Source organism: Kitasatospora sp. NPDC001540, assembly GCF_042894345.1.
GTDB lineage: Bacteria > Actinomycetota > Actinomycetes > Streptomycetales > Streptomycetaceae > Kitasatospora > Kitasatospora phosalacinea_C.
This window is the reverse complement of record NZ_JBIAVO010000015.1, coordinates 59,325-75,115: the sequence shown is the minus strand read 5'-3', so window position 1 is coordinate 75,115 and position 15,791 is coordinate 59,325. Positions and strand designations below refer to the sequence as shown.

Annotated in this window: 11 protein-coding genes; all 11 read right to left on the bottom strand. The window is 74.1% G+C overall.

Annotated features, from left to right (window positions below; all coding sequences use genetic code 11):
- Positions 1 to 42: 42 nt before the first annotated feature.
- The 11 genes from cobA to ACFY00_RS19260 all read right to left on the bottom strand — a co-directional run bounded on the left by cobA (position 43) and on the right by ACFY00_RS19260 (position 15,684).
- Positions 43 to 1,275: a uroporphyrinogen-III C-methyltransferase gene (gene cobA, locus ACFY00_RS19310; RefSeq protein ID WP_388032709.1), complete on the bottom strand. Its 1,233-nt coding sequence runs from the start codon at positions 1,273 to 1,275 to the stop codon at positions 43 to 45.
- Between the two features lie 163 nt (positions 1,276 to 1,438).
- Positions 1,439 to 4,972 (bottom strand): nicotinate-nucleotide--dimethylbenzimidazole phosphoribosyltransferase, encoded by a 3,534-nt coding sequence (gene cobT, locus ACFY00_RS19305; protein ID WP_388032708.1) that lies wholly within the window; start codon positions 4,970 to 4,972, stop codon positions 1,439 to 1,441.
- Between the two features lie 427 nt (positions 4,973 to 5,399).
- Positions 5,400 to 6,638, bottom strand: coding sequence for a precorrin-6y C5,15-methyltransferase (decarboxylating) subunit CbiE (gene cbiE / locus ACFY00_RS19300; protein ID WP_388032707.1), 1,239 nt, complete (start codon positions 6,636 to 6,638; stop codon positions 5,400 to 5,402).
- An 89-nt stretch (positions 6,639 to 6,727) separates the two neighbouring features.
- Entirely contained in the window at positions 6,728 to 7,354 is a 627-nt protein-coding gene (locus ACFY00_RS19295; protein WP_388032706.1) for a GNAT family N-acetyltransferase, read from the bottom strand.
- Positions 7,355 to 7,509: 155 nt separating this feature from the next.
- Complete coding sequence (locus ACFY00_RS19290; RefSeq protein WP_388032705.1) at positions 7,510 to 8,346, bottom strand: MetQ/NlpA family ABC transporter substrate-binding protein; 837 nt, start codon at positions 8,344 to 8,346, stop codon at positions 7,510 to 7,512.
- Positions 8,347 to 8,420: 74 nt separating this feature from the next.
- A complete protein-coding gene (locus tag ACFY00_RS19285; RefSeq protein WP_388032704.1) occupies positions 8,421 to 9,161 on the bottom strand; it encodes a methionine ABC transporter permease in 741 nt (246 codons plus the stop codon).
- Positions 9,158 to 10,183: a methionine ABC transporter ATP-binding protein gene (locus ACFY00_RS19280; RefSeq protein ID WP_388032703.1), complete on the bottom strand. Its 1,026-nt coding sequence runs from the start codon at positions 10,181 to 10,183 to the stop codon at positions 9,158 to 9,160. Before ACFY00_RS19280 ends, ACFY00_RS19285 begins: the two co-directional genes overlap by 4 nt.
- Before the next feature lie 418 nt (positions 10,184 to 10,601).
- Positions 10,602 to 11,096: a GNAT family N-acetyltransferase gene (locus ACFY00_RS19275; RefSeq protein ID WP_388032702.1), complete on the bottom strand. Its 495-nt coding sequence runs from the start codon at positions 11,094 to 11,096 to the stop codon at positions 10,602 to 10,604.
- Positions 11,097 to 11,382: 286 nt separating this feature from the next.
- A complete protein-coding gene (locus ACFY00_RS19270; protein WP_388032701.1) occupies positions 11,383 to 12,747 on the bottom strand; it encodes an FAD-binding oxidoreductase in 1,365 nt (454 codons plus the stop codon).
- A 239-nt stretch (positions 12,748 to 12,986) separates the two neighbouring features.
- On the bottom strand, positions 12,987 to 14,408 hold the full coding sequence (gene argH / locus ACFY00_RS19265) for an argininosuccinate lyase (protein ID WP_388032700.1): 1,422 nt from the start codon (positions 14,406 to 14,408) through the stop codon (positions 12,987 to 12,989).
- Between the two features lie 82 nt (positions 14,409 to 14,490).
- The gene (locus ACFY00_RS19260; protein ID WP_388032699.1) at positions 14,491 to 15,684 is read right to left on the bottom strand and encodes an argininosuccinate synthase; all 1,194 of its coding nucleotides are present in this window, start codon (positions 15,682 to 15,684) and stop codon (positions 14,491 to 14,493) included.
- Between the last annotated feature and the right edge of the window lie 107 nt (positions 15,685 to 15,791).

Genomic DNA, 15,791 nt, shown 5'->3' with positions numbered 1-15,791 from the left:
GGACGATTTTCGCACGTCGGGGCCGGGTCCGAGCCGCCCGCCTCAGGGGTTGAGGACGTTGACCACGTCGCCGATCACGATGACCGCCGGGGGCTTGATCCCCTCGGCGGCGACGGTCTCGCCGATGGTGGCGAGGGTGGCGTCGACGCGGCGCTGGGCGGCGGTGGTGCCCTCCTGGACGACGGCGACGGGGGTGTCCGCGGCGCGGCCGTGGGCGACGAGTTCGGCGGCGATCGCACCGATCTTGTCGACGGCCATCAGCAGCACCAGGGTGCCGGTCATCCCGGCGACGGCCGCCCAGTTGGTGAGGGAGCGGTCGCCGGGGCCGACGTGGCCGGAGATGACGGTGAACTCGTGGGTCAGGCCGCGGTGGGTGACCGGGATCCCGGCGGCCGCGGGGACGCTGATCGAGGAGGAGATGCCGGGGACGACCGTGACCGGGACGCCCGCCTCGGCGCAGGCGAGCAGCTCCTCGCCGCCGCGGCCGAAGACGTACGGGTCGCCGCCCTTGAGGCGGACCACGAACCTGCCCGCCTTGGCGTGCTCGATCAGGGTCCGGTTGATCGCCTCCTGCGCCATGTAGCGGCCGTAGGGGATCTTGGAGGCGTCGATCACCTCGACGTGCGGGGGCAGCTCGGCCAGCAGCTCGCGCGGGGCGAGGCGGTCGGCGACGACCACGTCGGCGTCGGCGAGCAGGCGGCGGCCGCGGACGGTGATCAGGTCGGGGTCGCCGGGCCCGCCGCCGACCAGGGCGACGCCCGCGCCGCGGGCGCGGTACTGGCGGGCGGCCAGCGAGCCGTCGCGCAGCCCGGCCACGATGGAGTCGCGCAGCGCGGCGGAGTGCCGGGGGTCGCCGGTGAGGACGGCGACGGTCGCGCCGGAGTCGTGGCCCGAGGCGGGCGTCCAGGCGGTGGCGGCGGAGGCGTCGTCGCTGCGGGAGCAGAAGACCCGCAGGCGCTCGGCCTCGGCGGAGACGGTGGTGTTGACGTCCGGGTCGTCGGTGGCGACCAGGGCGTACCAGGTGTCGACGAGGTCGCCGTCGGCGTACGGGCGCTGGTGCCAGGTGATCTCACCGGCGTCGGCCATCGCGGAGACCGCGGGGGTGGTGGCCGGGGATATCAGGTGGATCTCGGCGCCGGAGGCGATCAGCGCGGGCAGCCGGCGCTGGGCGACCTGTCCGCCGCCGACGACGACGACGCGGCGGCCCGCGAGCAGCAGCCCGACGGGGTACGGGGTGAGGCCCTGGGTGGACGGGTGCGGGGTGGGCGCGGTCATGAGGGGGAGCTCCTGGTCGGGCGGCGGTGCTGGGGCGGTCCGAGACGGGATCGGCGGGACGGCCCCACGGGTGGGAGCCCTGTGCCGGCGCGCCCTTGAGCCGGTACGGGTGCTGCGGGGCGGCCGCCCCCTTCGCACTGCGGGGGCGGCCGGTGCCGGTGGGTCAGGCCTTCTCGGTGACTCCGGCGGAGTCGAAGGTGGCTACATCGTGCATCGCCCGGGCCGCGCTCTGCACCAGCGGGAGGGCCAGCAGGGCACCGGTGCCCTCGCCCAGCCGCAGGTCGAGGTCGATCAGCGGGCGCAGGCCGAGCTTGGCGAGCGCGGTCTGGTGGCCGGGCTCGGCGGAGCGGTGGCCCGCGATGCAGGCGGCCAGCACCTCGGGGGCGATGGCCTTGGCGACCAGGGCCGCCGAGCCCGCGATCACGCCGTCCAGGATCACCGGGACGCGCAGCGAGGCCGCGCCGAGCAGGAACCCGGCGATCGCGGCGTGCTCCAGGCCGCCGACCGCGGACAGCACGCCGATCGGGTCGGCCGGGTCCGGCTTGTGCAGGTCGAGGGCCTGCCGGATGACGGCGACCTTGCGGGCGTGGGTCTCGTCGTCGATGCCGGTGCCGCGGCCGGTGACCTCGGCCGGGTCGGTCTCGGTGAACACCGAGACCAGCGCGGCGGAGGCGGTGGTGTTGGCGATGCCCATGTCGCCGGTGATCAGCACCTTGTTGCCGGCCGCGACCAGGTCGCGGGCGGTCTCGATGCCGACCTCGATCGCGCGCAGCGCCTCGTCCCGGCTCATCGCCGGGCCCTGCGTCATGTCGTCGGTGCCGGGCTTGACCTTGCGCGGCAGCAGGCCGGTGGTGCGGCCCTGCTGGACGGCGTCCGGGAGTTCGGCGGCGACGCCGACGTCGACCACGCACACCTCGGTGCCGACCTGCGCGGCGAAGGAGTTGACCACCGCGCCGCCCGCCAGGAAGTTGCCGACCATCTGCGCGGTGACCTCCTGCGGCCACGGGGTGACGCCCTGGGCGTGCACGCCGTGGTCACCGGCGAAGATCGCCACGCAGCCGGGCTCCGGGACCGGCGGCGGGCACTGCCGGGCCAGGCCGGACAGCTGGGCCGCGATCAGCTCCAGCACGCCGAGCGAGCCGGCGGGCTTGGTCATCCGCTTCTGCCGGTCCCAGGCCTCGCCGAGCGCCTTGGCGTCCAGCGGGCGGATGCCGCGCAGGGTGTCGGTCAGCAGGTCGTGCGGCTCCTCGCCGGGCAGCGCGCGGTTGCCGTACTGCTCCTCGTGCACCACCCAGGACAGCGGGCGCTTCTTCGCCCAGCCCTGCTGCTGCAGCTCCGGCTCGTCCGGGAAGGCGTCCACGTAGCCGACGCACAGGTAGGCGACGACGTCCAGGTGCTCGGGCAGGCCGAGTTCGCGGACCAGCTCCTCCTCGTCGAAGAAGCTCACCCAGCCGACGCCCAGGCCCTCGGCGCGGGCCGCCAGCCACAGGTTCTCCACCGCGAGCGCGGCCGAGTACGGGGCCATCTGCGGCTGGGTGTGCCGGCCCAGGGTGTGCCGACCGCCGCGGGTGCGGTCGGCGGTCACCACGATGTTGACCGGCGTCTCCAGGATCGCCTCGATCTTGATTTCCTTGAACTGCTTCGCCCGGCCCTTGGGAAGCGAGTCCGCGTACGCCTCGCGCTGGCGCTCGGCGAGTTCGTGCATCTTCCGGCGGGTCTTCGCGGAGCGGATCACCACGAAGTCCCACGGCTGCGAGTAGCCGACGCTGGGCGCGGTGTGCGCCGCCTCCAGGACCCGGATCAGCACCTCGTGCGGGATCGCGTCCGGCCGGAAGCCGTTGCGCACGTCGCGCCGCTCCCGGATCACCTGGTGGACGGCCTCCCGCCCGGCCTCGTCGTACCCGGGCGCGGCGGGCGGCCGCTCGTCCTCCGCGGCGGGCTCGGCGGCGGCGTCGGTCGCGTCGTCGGCGTCGGCGGTCTCGGCGGCGGCGGTCGCGTCGTCGGCGGTCTCGGCGGCGGCGGGCTCGGGCTCGGCGGGCGCCTCGGCGGGCGCGACCGGGGCCTCGGGGGCCTCCGCCGGGGCCTGTGCGGCCTGCTCGGCCGTCTGCTCCTCGGCGACGGGCGCGACGACCGGGGCCTCGGGCTCCGGCGCGGCCACGGGCTCGGCGGCCGGGGCCTGCTCGGCCGGGGCTTCAGCGGTCCCGGGGGCCTCGGCCTCCGCCGCGGGTGCCGCGGGCGCCGCGGGCTCCACCACGACAGGCTCGGTGGCCTCCGCGACGGCGGGTGCGGCCTGCTCGGCCTCGGGCTGCTGCGGTTCGGCCGCGGCCGGGGCCTCGGGCTCCAGCAACGGCAGGCCCGCCGGGGCGGCGAGGAAGGCGGAGATGCGCCGGTGCGCCCCCCGTCCGGACGACTTCGCGGCCGGGTCGGGGATCGGCTCCGCGACGGCCTCGCCGCTCACCGTCTCCGCGGGCACGGCCTGCTCGGGCGCGATCTGCGCGGCCTCGGGCTGCACGGTCTCGGGCTGCACGGCCCCGGGTTCGACGGGCGCGGGCTGCTCGGTCAACGGCGCGTCAACTGCCGCCCCGACCGCGACGTCGGCCACGGCGGCCGCCTCGGGCTGCGGCTCCGACGGCACGACCTCGGCCGGAACCGCCTCGACCGCAACGGCCCCGGCGGCGGCGGCGGCGGGCGCGGCAGCATCCGCAGCGACAACCGACTCGGCCGGCTCGACCGACTCGACCGGCTCGACCGGCTCGACGAACACCGGCGCCAGGTTGGCGGCGGGCCCGGCCACCGCTTCGGCGGTCGGCTCGGCGACCGGCTCCGCGGCGGGCTCGACAGGCGCGGGCTGCTCGGCGACCGGCGCGACGGCGATCGGCTCGGCCTCCACCGCGGGCGCCACGGCCACCGGCTCGGCCACGGCCGCCGCCGCGGCGGCCTCCACCACCTGCGGCTGCACCGGCGCGGGCACCTGGACGGCGGGGGCCTGCACCGCGACCGGCACGCCGTGCGCGGGGGTGGCGGTCGGCACCTGCGGCCCGGGCGCCTGCAGCGGCTGCTGCACCGTTTCGGCGGTCGGGAGCGGCACCCCGTACGCGGGCGTGCCGCCGGGCGCGGACGGGCCGCGGTCGGCGAGGGACCGGACGGGGACGTGACCGGTCATCAGGGACGGGTCGGGGATCGGCGGCCCGGCGTGCAGCGGGCGGCGCGGCTGCGGCGGCACGGGCTGCTGCACGGCGGCCGCGGCGGGCTGCGCCTGCGGGCCGCCGAGGTGCAGGGTGCCGCTGCCGCCGATCTGCTCGGCGGGCGGCTGGGCGCCCTCGGCGACCGGCCCGGCCACGGAGGCCTCGACCGCCTCGACGGGCGGGACGACGGTCAGGAGGGGCGGCGCGAGCGGCGGCCAGGACGGTGCGACGGGGGTGCCGGGCGGCTGTTCGCCCTCGGCGGCGGTGTTCTCGGCGCCCTGCGCGGCCTCGCCCCAGGCGGTCTGCGGGCCGGGCATCAGCAGGACGTCGTCCTCGTCGTCGCCGTCGGGCTGGTCGAGGAAGGTGTACGCGGGCCGCTGGTCGCCGTGCCAGGGCCCGGCGGGCGCGGCGGGCTGGAGGGGCGCGCCGAGGTGGGGCTCCGGTACGGCTCCGCCGGGCCCGGGTTCGGGCGCGAGGGGACCGGCACTGGGGGCGTGTCCGCCGTCGGTCATGTCAATGCTCCTTCCAGGCCGCTTGCGCGTCCTCGGCGAGGTCCCCGGAGGCCCCGCCCACTTCGCCGGAACGGGACCGCACCGACCCGTCCCTTACTCCATCGGCCGTCACCCGCCCGGGTGGCGTGCCATCAGAAACAACGACGGCCCCGGGCAACCGGCACGACGGCGCGGCCGCTCCGGACCCTCACGGCATTCTTCCGGGCGGGTGCGCACCGCGTCGAATGCCCGCGAAGCGGGCCGTTCGGGTTGCAACACGTCAAATGGGTGGCAACCGTGCCGGATCGGACACGGTGCTGCTTCGACGGGATGGTCCCCCGGGGAAACCCTACCGGCCGCGGCCGGGCCGATCTCGAAACCCTGTCCGGATGCGACGGGGATCACCGTACCGCCCGGGTCGGACGGTCCGCGGGGGCGGAAACGGAGATCAGTCGTACGGTTCTCCCCAGATCAACAGGGTGTAGTCGCCGCGGCCGAAGGAGGGCCCGGCACCCTCGTCGGCCTCGGCGCGCAGCGGGGCGGACTGCAGCAGCAGGCCGTCGGTGCGGTACCCGGCGGCGTCCAGGACGCGGCGGGTCTCGGTGGCTTCGGCGAGGCTGCGGGCGACGGCGACGACGCGTTCGGGCTTGCGGGCGACGACGGCGCGGACCATCGCGGGGTCGCCGTGTTCGACGGCGACGGCGTCGGGTTCGGGGAGCGCGCCGAGGACCTCGGGCCCGGTTCCGGCGGCGGTCTCGACCTCGACGCCGGCCTTGCGGGCGTTGGCGGAGATCCGGGCGCAGTCGGCGGGTTCGGCCTCGACGGCGACCACGGCGGCGCCGAACCGGGCGGCTTCGACGGCGAGCGCGCCGTCCCCGGCGCCGACGGTCCACAGCAGGTCGCCGGGGGCGGGCGCGAGCCGGGCCAGCGCCAGCGCGCGGACGTGCGGCGGGAGTGCGCGGGGACGCCTGCCCTCGGCGCCCGCTCCGGCGTACGCCCGGCTGGGGAGGGCCCAGCCGCGCTGGGCGCCGGGGTGGTCGAGCGGTTTGCCGGCCAGCCAGCCGGAGGCGGCGTCGGCGGGCGGGACGTTGCCGATCACCAGGACGACCGAGGGGTCGCGCCAGTCGTGGTCGGGGACGCGTTCGGAGGTGAGGACGGTGACGTCCTCCTCGGGGGTGCCGAGCGCCTCGCAGACCACGAAGGTGCGGGGGACGCCGCGGAGCATCAGGGCGAGTTCGCTGGGCCCGGCGCCGCCGGTGGTGAGGACGGCGACCTTGGGGTGGGCGCGGCAGATGTTGGCGGCGCGGCGCAGGCGGCCGCCGTGGGCGGAGACCACCTGGGCGTCCTCCCAGGCCATCCCGGCGCGGGCGAAGGCGGTGGCCACCGAGGAGACGGCGGGCAGGACTTCGAGTTCGAGGCCGTACTCGGGGCGCCGCAGGGTGCGCACGACGCCGAAGAAGCCGGGGTCGCCCTCGGCGACGACGACGGCGGTGCCGCGGTGCTCGGCGATCCGCCGGGCGGCGGCCCGCAGGTCGGCGAGACCGATGCGTTCGGCGCGTTCGGGCACGGGGAGGGCGGCGAGCTGGTAGCCCGCTCCGGCGACCAGGGTGGCTCCGGCGAGCGCGCCGGCGGCGGCCTGGGTCAGTGGGGTGCCGTCCCACCCGATGACCGTGATCCGGTCAGCCATCTGCGGCAGTTCTCCCTACGCCGTGTTCCGCCCCTGGTGGGGTGCGCCGCGGGCGCCCCCTCGGCAGAGGCTACCCCCTGCTCGGGGTTTCAGCGGCGCAGGGCGTGGTAGCGGTCGTCGGGGTGGGCGGGCTCGGGCGGGTCGAGGTCCTCGGGGAGCAGGCTCCACACGATCAGGTCGGTGTGCTCCTCGGGCCCGGGGCCCCATTCGCCGCCGCGGACTATCGCGGCGTTGCGCAGCACGCCCTCGCTGATCGCGCCGGTCTTCTGGGCGACCTGCTGGGCGGCGGTGTTGCCCGCGGCGGTGCGCAGTTCGAGGCGCTGGAAGCCGCGGTCCTCGAACAGCCACTGGGCGGTGCCGAGGACGGCCTCGGGGGCGTAGCCCTCGCCGCGGGCCCAGGGGGCGGTGACGAAGCGGACCTCGGTGGCGCGCAGGTGCCAGTCGGTGCGGTCGAGTTCGAGCAGGCCGACCAGCCGCTGGGTGAGGTGCTCGGTGACGGCGAAGACGATGCCGCGTCCCCGGGCGCGCCGTTCGGGCGCGTGACGGGAGATCAGCTCGTGGGCGTCGGCCTGCCGGTAGGGGCGGGGGTGGCCGGTCCAGGTCTGGACGAGTTCGTCGTCGAGCATGGCGGCCAGTCCGGGGGCGTCCTGCTCCTCAAGGGCGCGCAGCAGCAGCCGTTCGGTGCTGATGGCTGTCTCGGGGAAGTTCGCAACCATGCCGTCTCTCCTCGCCGGGTCGTGGACACACCGTACGCCCCGCCCTTCGTCGGGCGTGCCAGCGTACCCGCTCCGCACCTCACGGCTCGTCAGCACGGTGCCCCCGGCGGGGAGGCCGGGGGCACCGTGGGAATGCCGGGGGGACGGGGCGGGGGTCAGAACGCCGGGATGACGGCGCCCTGGAAGTTGTCGTTGATGTACTTCTTCACCTCGTCGGAGTGCAGCAGCTCGGCGAGCTTCTGCACCCGCGGGTCGTTCTCGTGGCCCTTCTTGACGGCGAGGATGTTGGCGTAGGGGTTGCCCTCGGCCTTCTCCAGCACCAGGGCGTCGGTGGCGGGCTTGAGGTTGGCGCCCAGGGCGTAGTTGCCGTTGATGACGGCGGCGTCGACGTCGTCCAGGGCGCGCGGCAGCTGGGCCGCCTCCAGCTCCTTGAACTTGAGGTTCTTCGGGTTGGCGGAGATGTCCTGGACGGTGGCGGTGGTGCCGGCGCCGCTCTTGAGGGTGATCACGCCGTTGTCGGCGAGCAGCTTGAGCGCCCGGCCCTCGTTGGTGGCGTCGTTGGGGACGGCGACCTGGGCGCCGTCCTTGAGCTCGCCGACGCTCTTGACCTTCTTGGAGTAGACGCCGAGCGGCTCCAGGTGCACGGTCTCGACCGGGACGATGTTGGTGCCGTTCTTCTTGTTGAAGTCGTCCAGGTAGGGCTGGTGCTGGAAGTAGTTCGCGTCCGCGGAGCCGTCCTGGACCGAGGTGTTGGGGGTCACGTAGTCGCTGACCTCCTTGATGTCCAGCTTGAGGCCCGCCTTGGCCGCCAGGTTGTCCTGCACGAACTTGAGGATCTGCGCGTGCGGGGTGGGGCTGGCGGCGACCACCAGGGGCTTGTTCGGGTCGGCGGAGGCGCCGGAGTCGGAGGAGCCGGAGGAGCAGGCGGCGAGGGTGAGCGCGAGGCCTGCGGCGGTGGCGGTCAGGGCGGTGGTCTTCAGGACGTTACGCACGAAAAGTGCCTTTCTGCGGGATGCGAACGGCCCTGGTGGGGCCGGGGCCCGTCCGGTGGTGCGGGACGGGGGGTTCAGGGGGAGGAGAGCAGGTCTTCCTCGGTGTCCTCCGGCTTCGCGCTGGCGGAGCGGAAGAAGCTGAGCGGGCTGCGGTAGTCGCCGCGGTGCGAGAGCCGGCGGGCGGCGAAGTCGCCGAGCAGCTGGATCGCGGTGACGATGATCACGATCTCGGCGACGATGACCCACATGAAGGCGGTCTCGAACCGCAGGTAGCCGTAGGTGATGGCGAGGCTGCCGAGCCCGCCGCCGCCGACCGTGCCGGCCATCGCGGAGTAGCCGATCAGGGCGATCACCGTGGTGGTGGCGGAGGCGACCAGCGAGGGCAGCGCCTCGGGCAGCAGGGTCTTGCGGACGATGGTGCCGGTGCTCGCGCCCATCGACTTGAGCGCCTCGACCAGTCCGCCGTCCACCTCGCGGACGGAGGTCTCCACCAGCCGGGCGAAGAACGGGATCGCGCCGATCGCCAGCGGGACGCTGGCGGACTGCCAGCCGAGCGAGGTGCCCATGACCAGCTTGGTGAACGGGATCACCGCGACGATCAGGATGACGAACGGGATGGAGCGGCCGATGTTGACGACCGTGCCGAGCACCCGGCTGACCGCCAGGTTCTGCAGCAGGCCGCCCTTGTCGGTGAGCACCAGCAGCAGCCCGAGCGGCAGGCCGATCACCAGGCTGGCGAGCCCGGCGATGCCGACCATCCCGAGGGTCTCCCAGGTGGCGGGCCACATCAGTTCCTGCATCTGGTCCCAGGTCATGCGGCCGCTCCGTTCGACGGGTCGAGGACGTCCACCTGGAGCCCCTGTTGGCGCAGGTAGCCGATCGGCACCACGTTGTCGGTGTGGCTGCCGGGCAGTTCGACCCGCATCCGGCCGACCAGGCGGCCCGCGATGGTCTCGACGGCCGCACCGAGGATGTTGATGTCGATCTGGTAGGTGCGGGCCAGCTGGGAGACGAACGGCTGGGCGGGCGCGTCGCCCTGGAAGGTGATCTCCAGGACGGTGCGGTCCGGGGTCCGGGTGCCGAAGTCGCCGAGCGGGAAGAGGTCCCGGGCGATCCGCGAGTGGCCGTCGGCGAGCAGGTCGGTGAGCTGCCCGGTCTCCACGACCCTGCCGCCGCGCATCAGGGCGGCGGAGTCGCAGACCGACTTGATGACGTCCATCTCGTGGGTGATCAGCAGGATCGTCAGGCCGAGCTGCTGGTTGAGCTCGCGCAGCAGCTTGAGGATCGAGCGGGTGGTCTCCGGGTCGAGGGCGCTGGTGGCCTCGTCGGAGAGCAGCACCTTGGGGTCGCCGGCCAGGGCGCGGGCGATGCCCACGCGCTGCTTCTGGCCGCCGGAGAGCTGGGCGGGGTAGCTGCGGGCCTTGTCGCCGAGGCCGACCAGGTCGAGCAGTTCGGCGGCCTTGCGGCGGCGCTCGCGCCGGTCCAGGCCGGTGATCTCCAGCGGGAGTTCGACGTTCTGCTGGACGGTGCGCGAGGAGAGCAGGTTGAAGTGCTGGAAGACCATGCCGATCCGCTGCCGGGCGGCGCGCAGGTCGCGTCCGGCGCGCTGCTCGCTGCCGGACAGTGCGGTCAGCTCCACGCCGTCGACGGTGACGGTGCCGGAGGTGGGCCGCTCCAGCAGGTTGACGCACCGGATCAGGGTGGACTTGCCGGCGCCGCTGGTGCCGACGACCCCGAACACCTCGCCCTGTCGCACGTGCAGGTCCACGTCGTCCAGCGCCCGGACCTCGCGGCCCTGGGAGCGGTAGACCTTGGTCAGGCCCTTGGTGGTGATCACAGCTGCTTCCGTTGTTCGTCTGCGGACGGCCGCGGGGGCGTCCGCGCCAATGGCGGGATGGGCACGCGGGTGCCTGGGAAGAGTGGGTTGCCGACGCTGTCTCGATCATGGCCGCCGGTCGGGCGGGCCGCCCGTGGGCGTGGCCCTAACGAGTCATCAGCGGAGCGGGCGTCAGCGGGCCCCGGGGGCCGGGCCTCAGCGGCGACACATTCGACGGCCGCACATGCGCGACTCACCTGCCGGCGTCGCGCCGGTGGGGATGCATGTCGTCGTCGTGGTCATGGAAACCAGTAAATCAGACATTTGGTTTACGTCCCAATTCTCAGGACGCCCCGTCCACGATGCGGTCACGACCCTTGCGGCACAAGCACTGCGGCGCCCGACCCCGTGTTCGGGGCGGGCGCCGCAGTGGGTGTGCTCAGGCGGCCAGGGTGGTCGCCACCGGCTTGGCCAGCGTCACGATCGACAGGCGGCGGGACACCTCGCGCACCTCGGTCTCGCGGTAGCCGAGTCGGCGGTACAGGCGCAGGTTGCCCAGGCTGCGGTGGCCGGTGAACAGCTCGAAGCCGCCCGTGGCGCCGTCGGCGGCCAGCTGGGCCTCCAGCGCCTCCAGCAGGCGGCGGCCCAGGCCGTGCCGCTGCATCCGCGGGTGCACCACCAGTCGGCCGATCCGGCCCACGCCGTCGCCGTCCACCCAGCCGCGGGCGCTGCCCACGACCTCGTCGCCGAGCCGGGCCACCAGTACCCGGTGCTCGGCCAGTTCGGCCTTCAGGCTCTCCAGGGTCTGGGTCAGCGGCTCCAGCGTCCAGTCGCCGTACAGCTCCGCCTCGCTCTGGTAGCCGAGGTACTGGAGCTTGAGGATCTGCTCCGCCTCTTCCGGTCGTGCCGCTGCGATGATCACACTCATGCCCATGTGCGGGGGCCTCCATCGTTAAGTGCCCGGCGCGTGCGAGTGAGGGTCTTGCACCGGTTCCTGTCCGAGGTGTGCCCGGACGGGGATCGGCCCGGCCCGGGAAAAGCGCGACGCGTCCCGCCGGACGGTGGTCCGGACAGTCGGAACTGACGCGCTCACGCTCAGTATCCGGGCAGCCGGACGGCCGTCAAGAGAGACGTTCGCCACCGCTCTACCCAGCCGCCAACCGTTCTCAACCTTCCCGACGCCCGACGTGGCGAGCGTCACGCCCCCGCGGACGGTGCCGTCACCCGCTCGGCCGGACGTTCTGGTTGACCCGGAACAGGTTCGCCGGGTCGTACCGGTCCTTCAGCGCCACCAGCCGCTCGTACTTCGCCAGCCCGTACGCCTCCACCACCCGGGCCGGCCCCTCCCGGCCCATCAGGTTGACGTACGCCCCGCCCGAGGAGAACGGCCGCATCGCCTCCCAGCACCGCCGCACCCACGCCACCTGCGGCTCCGCCGGGCCGTCCGTCCACCGCCCCACCGCGTTCAGCAGGTACGGCGCCGTCCGGTAGGTGTACGCGGTGTCCTCCGGGCCGACCCGGGCCACCGCGCCGCCCAGGAACGCCAGCTGCAGGTGCGCCCCCGGCCCCGGCATCGCGTCGACCTGCTCGGCCAGCCGCCCGATCGCCGCCCCGTCCAGCACCGACAGGAACTCGGAGCGCGAGTAGCTGCCCGCGCCGGGCCCCCGGTCCGCGTCCAGCATCTGCTGCCACTGCACGTACGGCCGGGTCTGCACCGTGTCCACCAGCACCCCCGGCAGGGCGCGCAGCGGGGCCACCGCCTCCCGCCCCCGGTCCGCCCGGCCCGACCAGCACAGGCCGATCCGCAGCACCGTCCGGTCCGGCAGTTGCGACACGCCCCGCGGCCGCCCGAACCCCACCCCCACCGTCAGGCCGTCCGGCGCCTGCGCCATGAAGTCCCGCAGCGCGGCCAGGGTCTGCGCCGTCAGCTCCACCGGCACGTACAGCGCCCCGCACAGCACGTGCGGGCCCACCGGGTGCAGCCGGTACGTGAACGAGGTCACCACCCCGAAGTTGCCGCCGCCGCCGCGCAGCCCCGCGAACAGATCCGGGTGCGCGGCCGCGCTCGTCGTCAGCAGCCGCCCCTCGGCGGTCACCACGTCCGCCTCCACCAGGTTGTCGCAGGTCAGCCCGTACGCCCGGGCCAGCCAGCCCACTCCCCCGCCGAGCGTCACCCCGGCGATGCCCGCCACCGAGTACGGCGCGCCCGGCGTCGCCAGGTCGAACGCCTGCGTCTCGTGGTCGAACGCACCCCAGGTCACCCCCGGCTGCGCCCGGGCGAGCCGCCGGACCGGGTCCACCCGGACGCCGCGCAGCCGCGACAGGTCGACCAGCATCCCGCCGTCGCAGGTGCCCATCCCGGCCAGACCGCGCCCCGCGCCCCGCACCCCCACGTGCAGGCCGTGCTCCCGGGCCACCACGACGGCCTGCAGCACGTCCGCGACGCCCGTGCAGCGCGCGATCACCTCCGGGCGCCGGTCCACCGCGGCGTTCCACACCGCCCGCGCCGCGTCGTACCCCTCGTCCCCGGGCACCACGATCTCGCCCCGGAACCCCTCGGCGAGCGCCATGGCTGCTTTGGACATGGCTCCAGCGTAGGACGGGGCCGCCGTTCGGGCAGGACGAGCGGGAGCGGCCAGGGGCCCGGGGAACGGCGGGGCCGTGCTGCTGGCGGCCGGAGTCCGCGGGAGGTTCGTGCTGCTTCGGGCCGTGGTGACGGAACCCGAAGCAACGGCACGCACCGGCAGTGCACCGCCGGCAGACCCGGGCTCGCCGTTCCCCGAGCCCCTGACGGGGCTCTCTGCCGGGGCTCTGCGCGAGGAACTCAGCCGAGCCAGGCCTGCTGCGCCGCGAGGTCCTCCTTGATCTCGGCGAGCTGGACGGCGACGGCCGACGGGGCGGTGCCGCCGCGGCCGTTGCGGGAGGCGATGGCGCCGTGGACGGACAGCACGGTGCGGACCTCGGGGGTGAGGTGGGGGGAGATCTCGGCGAACTGGGCGTCGGTGAGGTCGGAGAGCTCGATGCCCTCGGCCTCGCAGACCTTGACGCAGGCGCCGGCCACCTCGTGCGCGACCCGGAACGGGACGCCCTGCTTGACCAGCCACTCGGCGATGTCGGTGGCGAGCGAGAAGCCGGCCGGGGCCAGTTCCTCGAGGCGCTCGCGGTGGACGGTCAGGGTGGCGACCATGCCGGTGAAGGCGGGCAGCAGGACCTCCAGGGTGTCGCAGGAGTCGAAGACCGGCTCCTTGTCCTCCTGGAGGTCGCGGTTGTAGGCGAGCGGCAGGGCCTTGAGGGTGGCGAGCAGACCGGTCAGGTTGCCGATCAGGCGGCCGGACTTGCCGCGGGCGAGCTCCGCGATGTCGGGGTTCTTCTTCTGCGGCATGATCGACGACCCGGTGGAGAAGGCGTCGTGCAGCGTGATGAAGCCGAACTCCTTGGTGTTCCAGATGATGATCTCCTCCGCGATCCGCGAGAGGTTGATGCCGATCATCGCGGTGACGAAGGCGAACTCGGCGACGAAGTCGCGCGAGGCGGTGCCGTCGATCGAGTTGCCCACCGAGCCGCGCTCGAAGCCGAGCTCCGCGGCGACGGCCTGCGGGTCGAGGCCGAGCGAGGAGCCGGCCAGCGCGCCGGAGCCGTACGGGGAGACGGCGGTGCGGGCGTCCCACTGGCGCAGCCGCTCGGCGTCCCGGCCGAGGGCCTGGACGTGGGCGAGGACGTGGTGGGCGAAGAGCACCGGCTGGGCGTGCTGGAGGTGGGTGCGGCCGGGCATCGCGGTGGTCGGGTGGGCCTCGGCGAGGCCGACCAGGGCGTGCTGGAGGTCGAGGACCAGGGCGCCGATGGTCTTGGCGTGGTCGCGCAGGTACATCCGGAACAGGGTGGCGATCTGGTCGTTGCGCGAGCGCCCGGCGCGGAGCTTGCCGCCGAGGTCGGGGCCCAGGCGCTCCAGCAGGCCGCGCTCCAGGGCGGTGTGGACGTCCTCGTCGGCGACGGTGCCGACGAACGCGCCGGACTCGACGTCGGCCAGCAGCTGGTCCAACCCGGCCAGCATGCCGTCGAGTTCGGCGTCGCTGAGCAGCCCGGCCTTGTGCAGGACGCGGGCGTGCGCCTTGGAGCCGGCGATGTCGTACGGGGCGAGCCGCCAGTCGAAGTGGACGGAGGCGGAGAGCTTGGCCAGGGCCTCGGAGGGGCCGTCGGCGAAGCGCGCGCCCCAGAGGCGGACGTCTGCGGGCTGGTCGGCGGTCATCGCGTGGGCTCCTTCGAAGGTGGGTCTGGGTGCGGCGGTGCCCCGGCCGCCGCGGGCGGCCGGGGCGGGAACTGCGGGTCGGTCAGGCCAGGTCGCGGCGGGCGGCGATCTTCGAGGACATGCCGAAGATCTCGATGAAGCCCTTGGACATGGACTGGTCGAAGGTGTCGCCGGTGTCGTAGGTGGCGAGGTTGAAGTCGTACAGCGACTGGTCCGACTTGCGGCCGTTGACCACGGCGCGGCCGCCGTGCAGGACCATCCGGATCTCGCCGGAGACGTGCTGGTTGGCCTCGTTGACGAAGCCGTCCAGGGCGCGCTTGAGCGGGGAGAACCACAGGCCGTCGTAGACCAGCTCGGCCCAGCGCTGCTCGACCTGCCGCTTGTAGCGGGCGAGTTCGCGCTCGACGGTGACGTTCTCCAGGGCCTGGTGGGCGGTGATCAGGGCGATCGCGCCGGGGGCCTCGTAGATCTCGCGGGACTTGATGCCGACCAGGCGGTCCTCGACCATGTCCAGGCGGCCGATGCCCTGGGCGCCGGCCCGCTTGTTGAGCTCCTCGATGGCCTGCAGCACGGTGACCTTGCGGCCGTCGATCGCGGCCGGGACACCGGCCTCGAAGGTGATGACGACCTCGTCGGCCTCGCGCGGGGTGGCCGGGTTCTGGGTGTACTCGTAGACGTCCTCGATCGGGGCGTTCCAGATGTCTTCCAGGAAGCCGGTCTCGACGGCGCGGCCGAAGACGTTCTGGTCGATCGAGTACGGGTTCTTCTTGGTGGTGACGATCGGGAGGTTCTTGGCCTCGGCGAAGGCGATCGCCTTGTCGCGGGTCATCGCGTAGTCGCGGACCGGGGCGATGCACTTCAGGCTCGGGGCCAGCGACTGGATGCCGACCTCGAAGCGGACCTGGTCGTTGCCCTTGCCGGTGCAGCCGTGGGCGACGGTGGTGGCGCCGTGCTTCTGCGCGGCGGCGACCAGGTGCTTGACGATCACCGGGCGGGAGAGCGCGGAGACCAGCGGGTACTGGCCCTGGTACAGGGCGTTGGCCTTGAGGGCCGGCAGGCAGTACTCGTTGGCGAACTCGTCGCGGGCGTCGGCCACCTCGGCCTCGACGGCGCCGCAGTCGAGCGCGCGCTGGCGGATGACCTCCAGGTCCTCGCCGCCCTGGCCGACGTCGACGGCGACGGCGATGACCTCGGCGCCGGTCTCCTCGGCGATCCAACCGATGCAGACGGACGTGTCCAGACCGCCCGAGTAGGCGAGTACGACGCGATCGGTCACGGCTATCTCCATTCACAAACAAGGTTCCATGCGGCGTTAGGCATAAGTATGCACCACCGCGTATGAGTTCACAAACCAGTACCGCACAGCGCGTTTGAAACGGGCGG

Coding starts and splice junctions, on each gene's coding strand:
- ACFY00_RS19295 (WP_388032706.1), bottom strand. CDS start 7,354: ATGGTTGCGAACTTCCCCGAGACAGCCATCAGCACCGAACGGCTGCTG.
- ACFY00_RS19285 (WP_388032704.1), bottom strand. CDS start 9,161: ATGACCTGGGACCAGATGCAGGAACTGATGTGGCCCGCCACCTGGGAG.
- cobA (WP_388032709.1), bottom strand. CDS start 1,275: ATGACCGCGCCCACCCCGCACCCGTCCACCCAGGGCCTCACCCCGTAC.
- cobT (WP_388032708.1), bottom strand. CDS start 4,972: ATGACCGACGGCGGACACGCCCCCAGTGCCGGTCCCCTCGCGCCCGAA.
- ACFY00_RS19275 (WP_388032702.1), bottom strand. CDS start 11,096: ATGGGCATGAGTGTGATCATCGCAGCGGCACGACCGGAAGAGGCGGAG.
- ACFY00_RS19270 (WP_388032701.1), bottom strand. CDS start 12,747: ATGTCCAAAGCAGCCATGGCGCTCGCCGAGGGGTTCCGGGGCGAGATC.
- argH (WP_388032700.1), bottom strand. CDS start 14,408: ATGACCGCCGACCAGCCCGCAGACGTCCGCCTCTGGGGCGCGCGCTTC.
- cbiE (WP_388032707.1), bottom strand. CDS start 6,638: ATGGCTGACCGGATCACGGTCATCGGGTGGGACGGCACCCCACTGACC.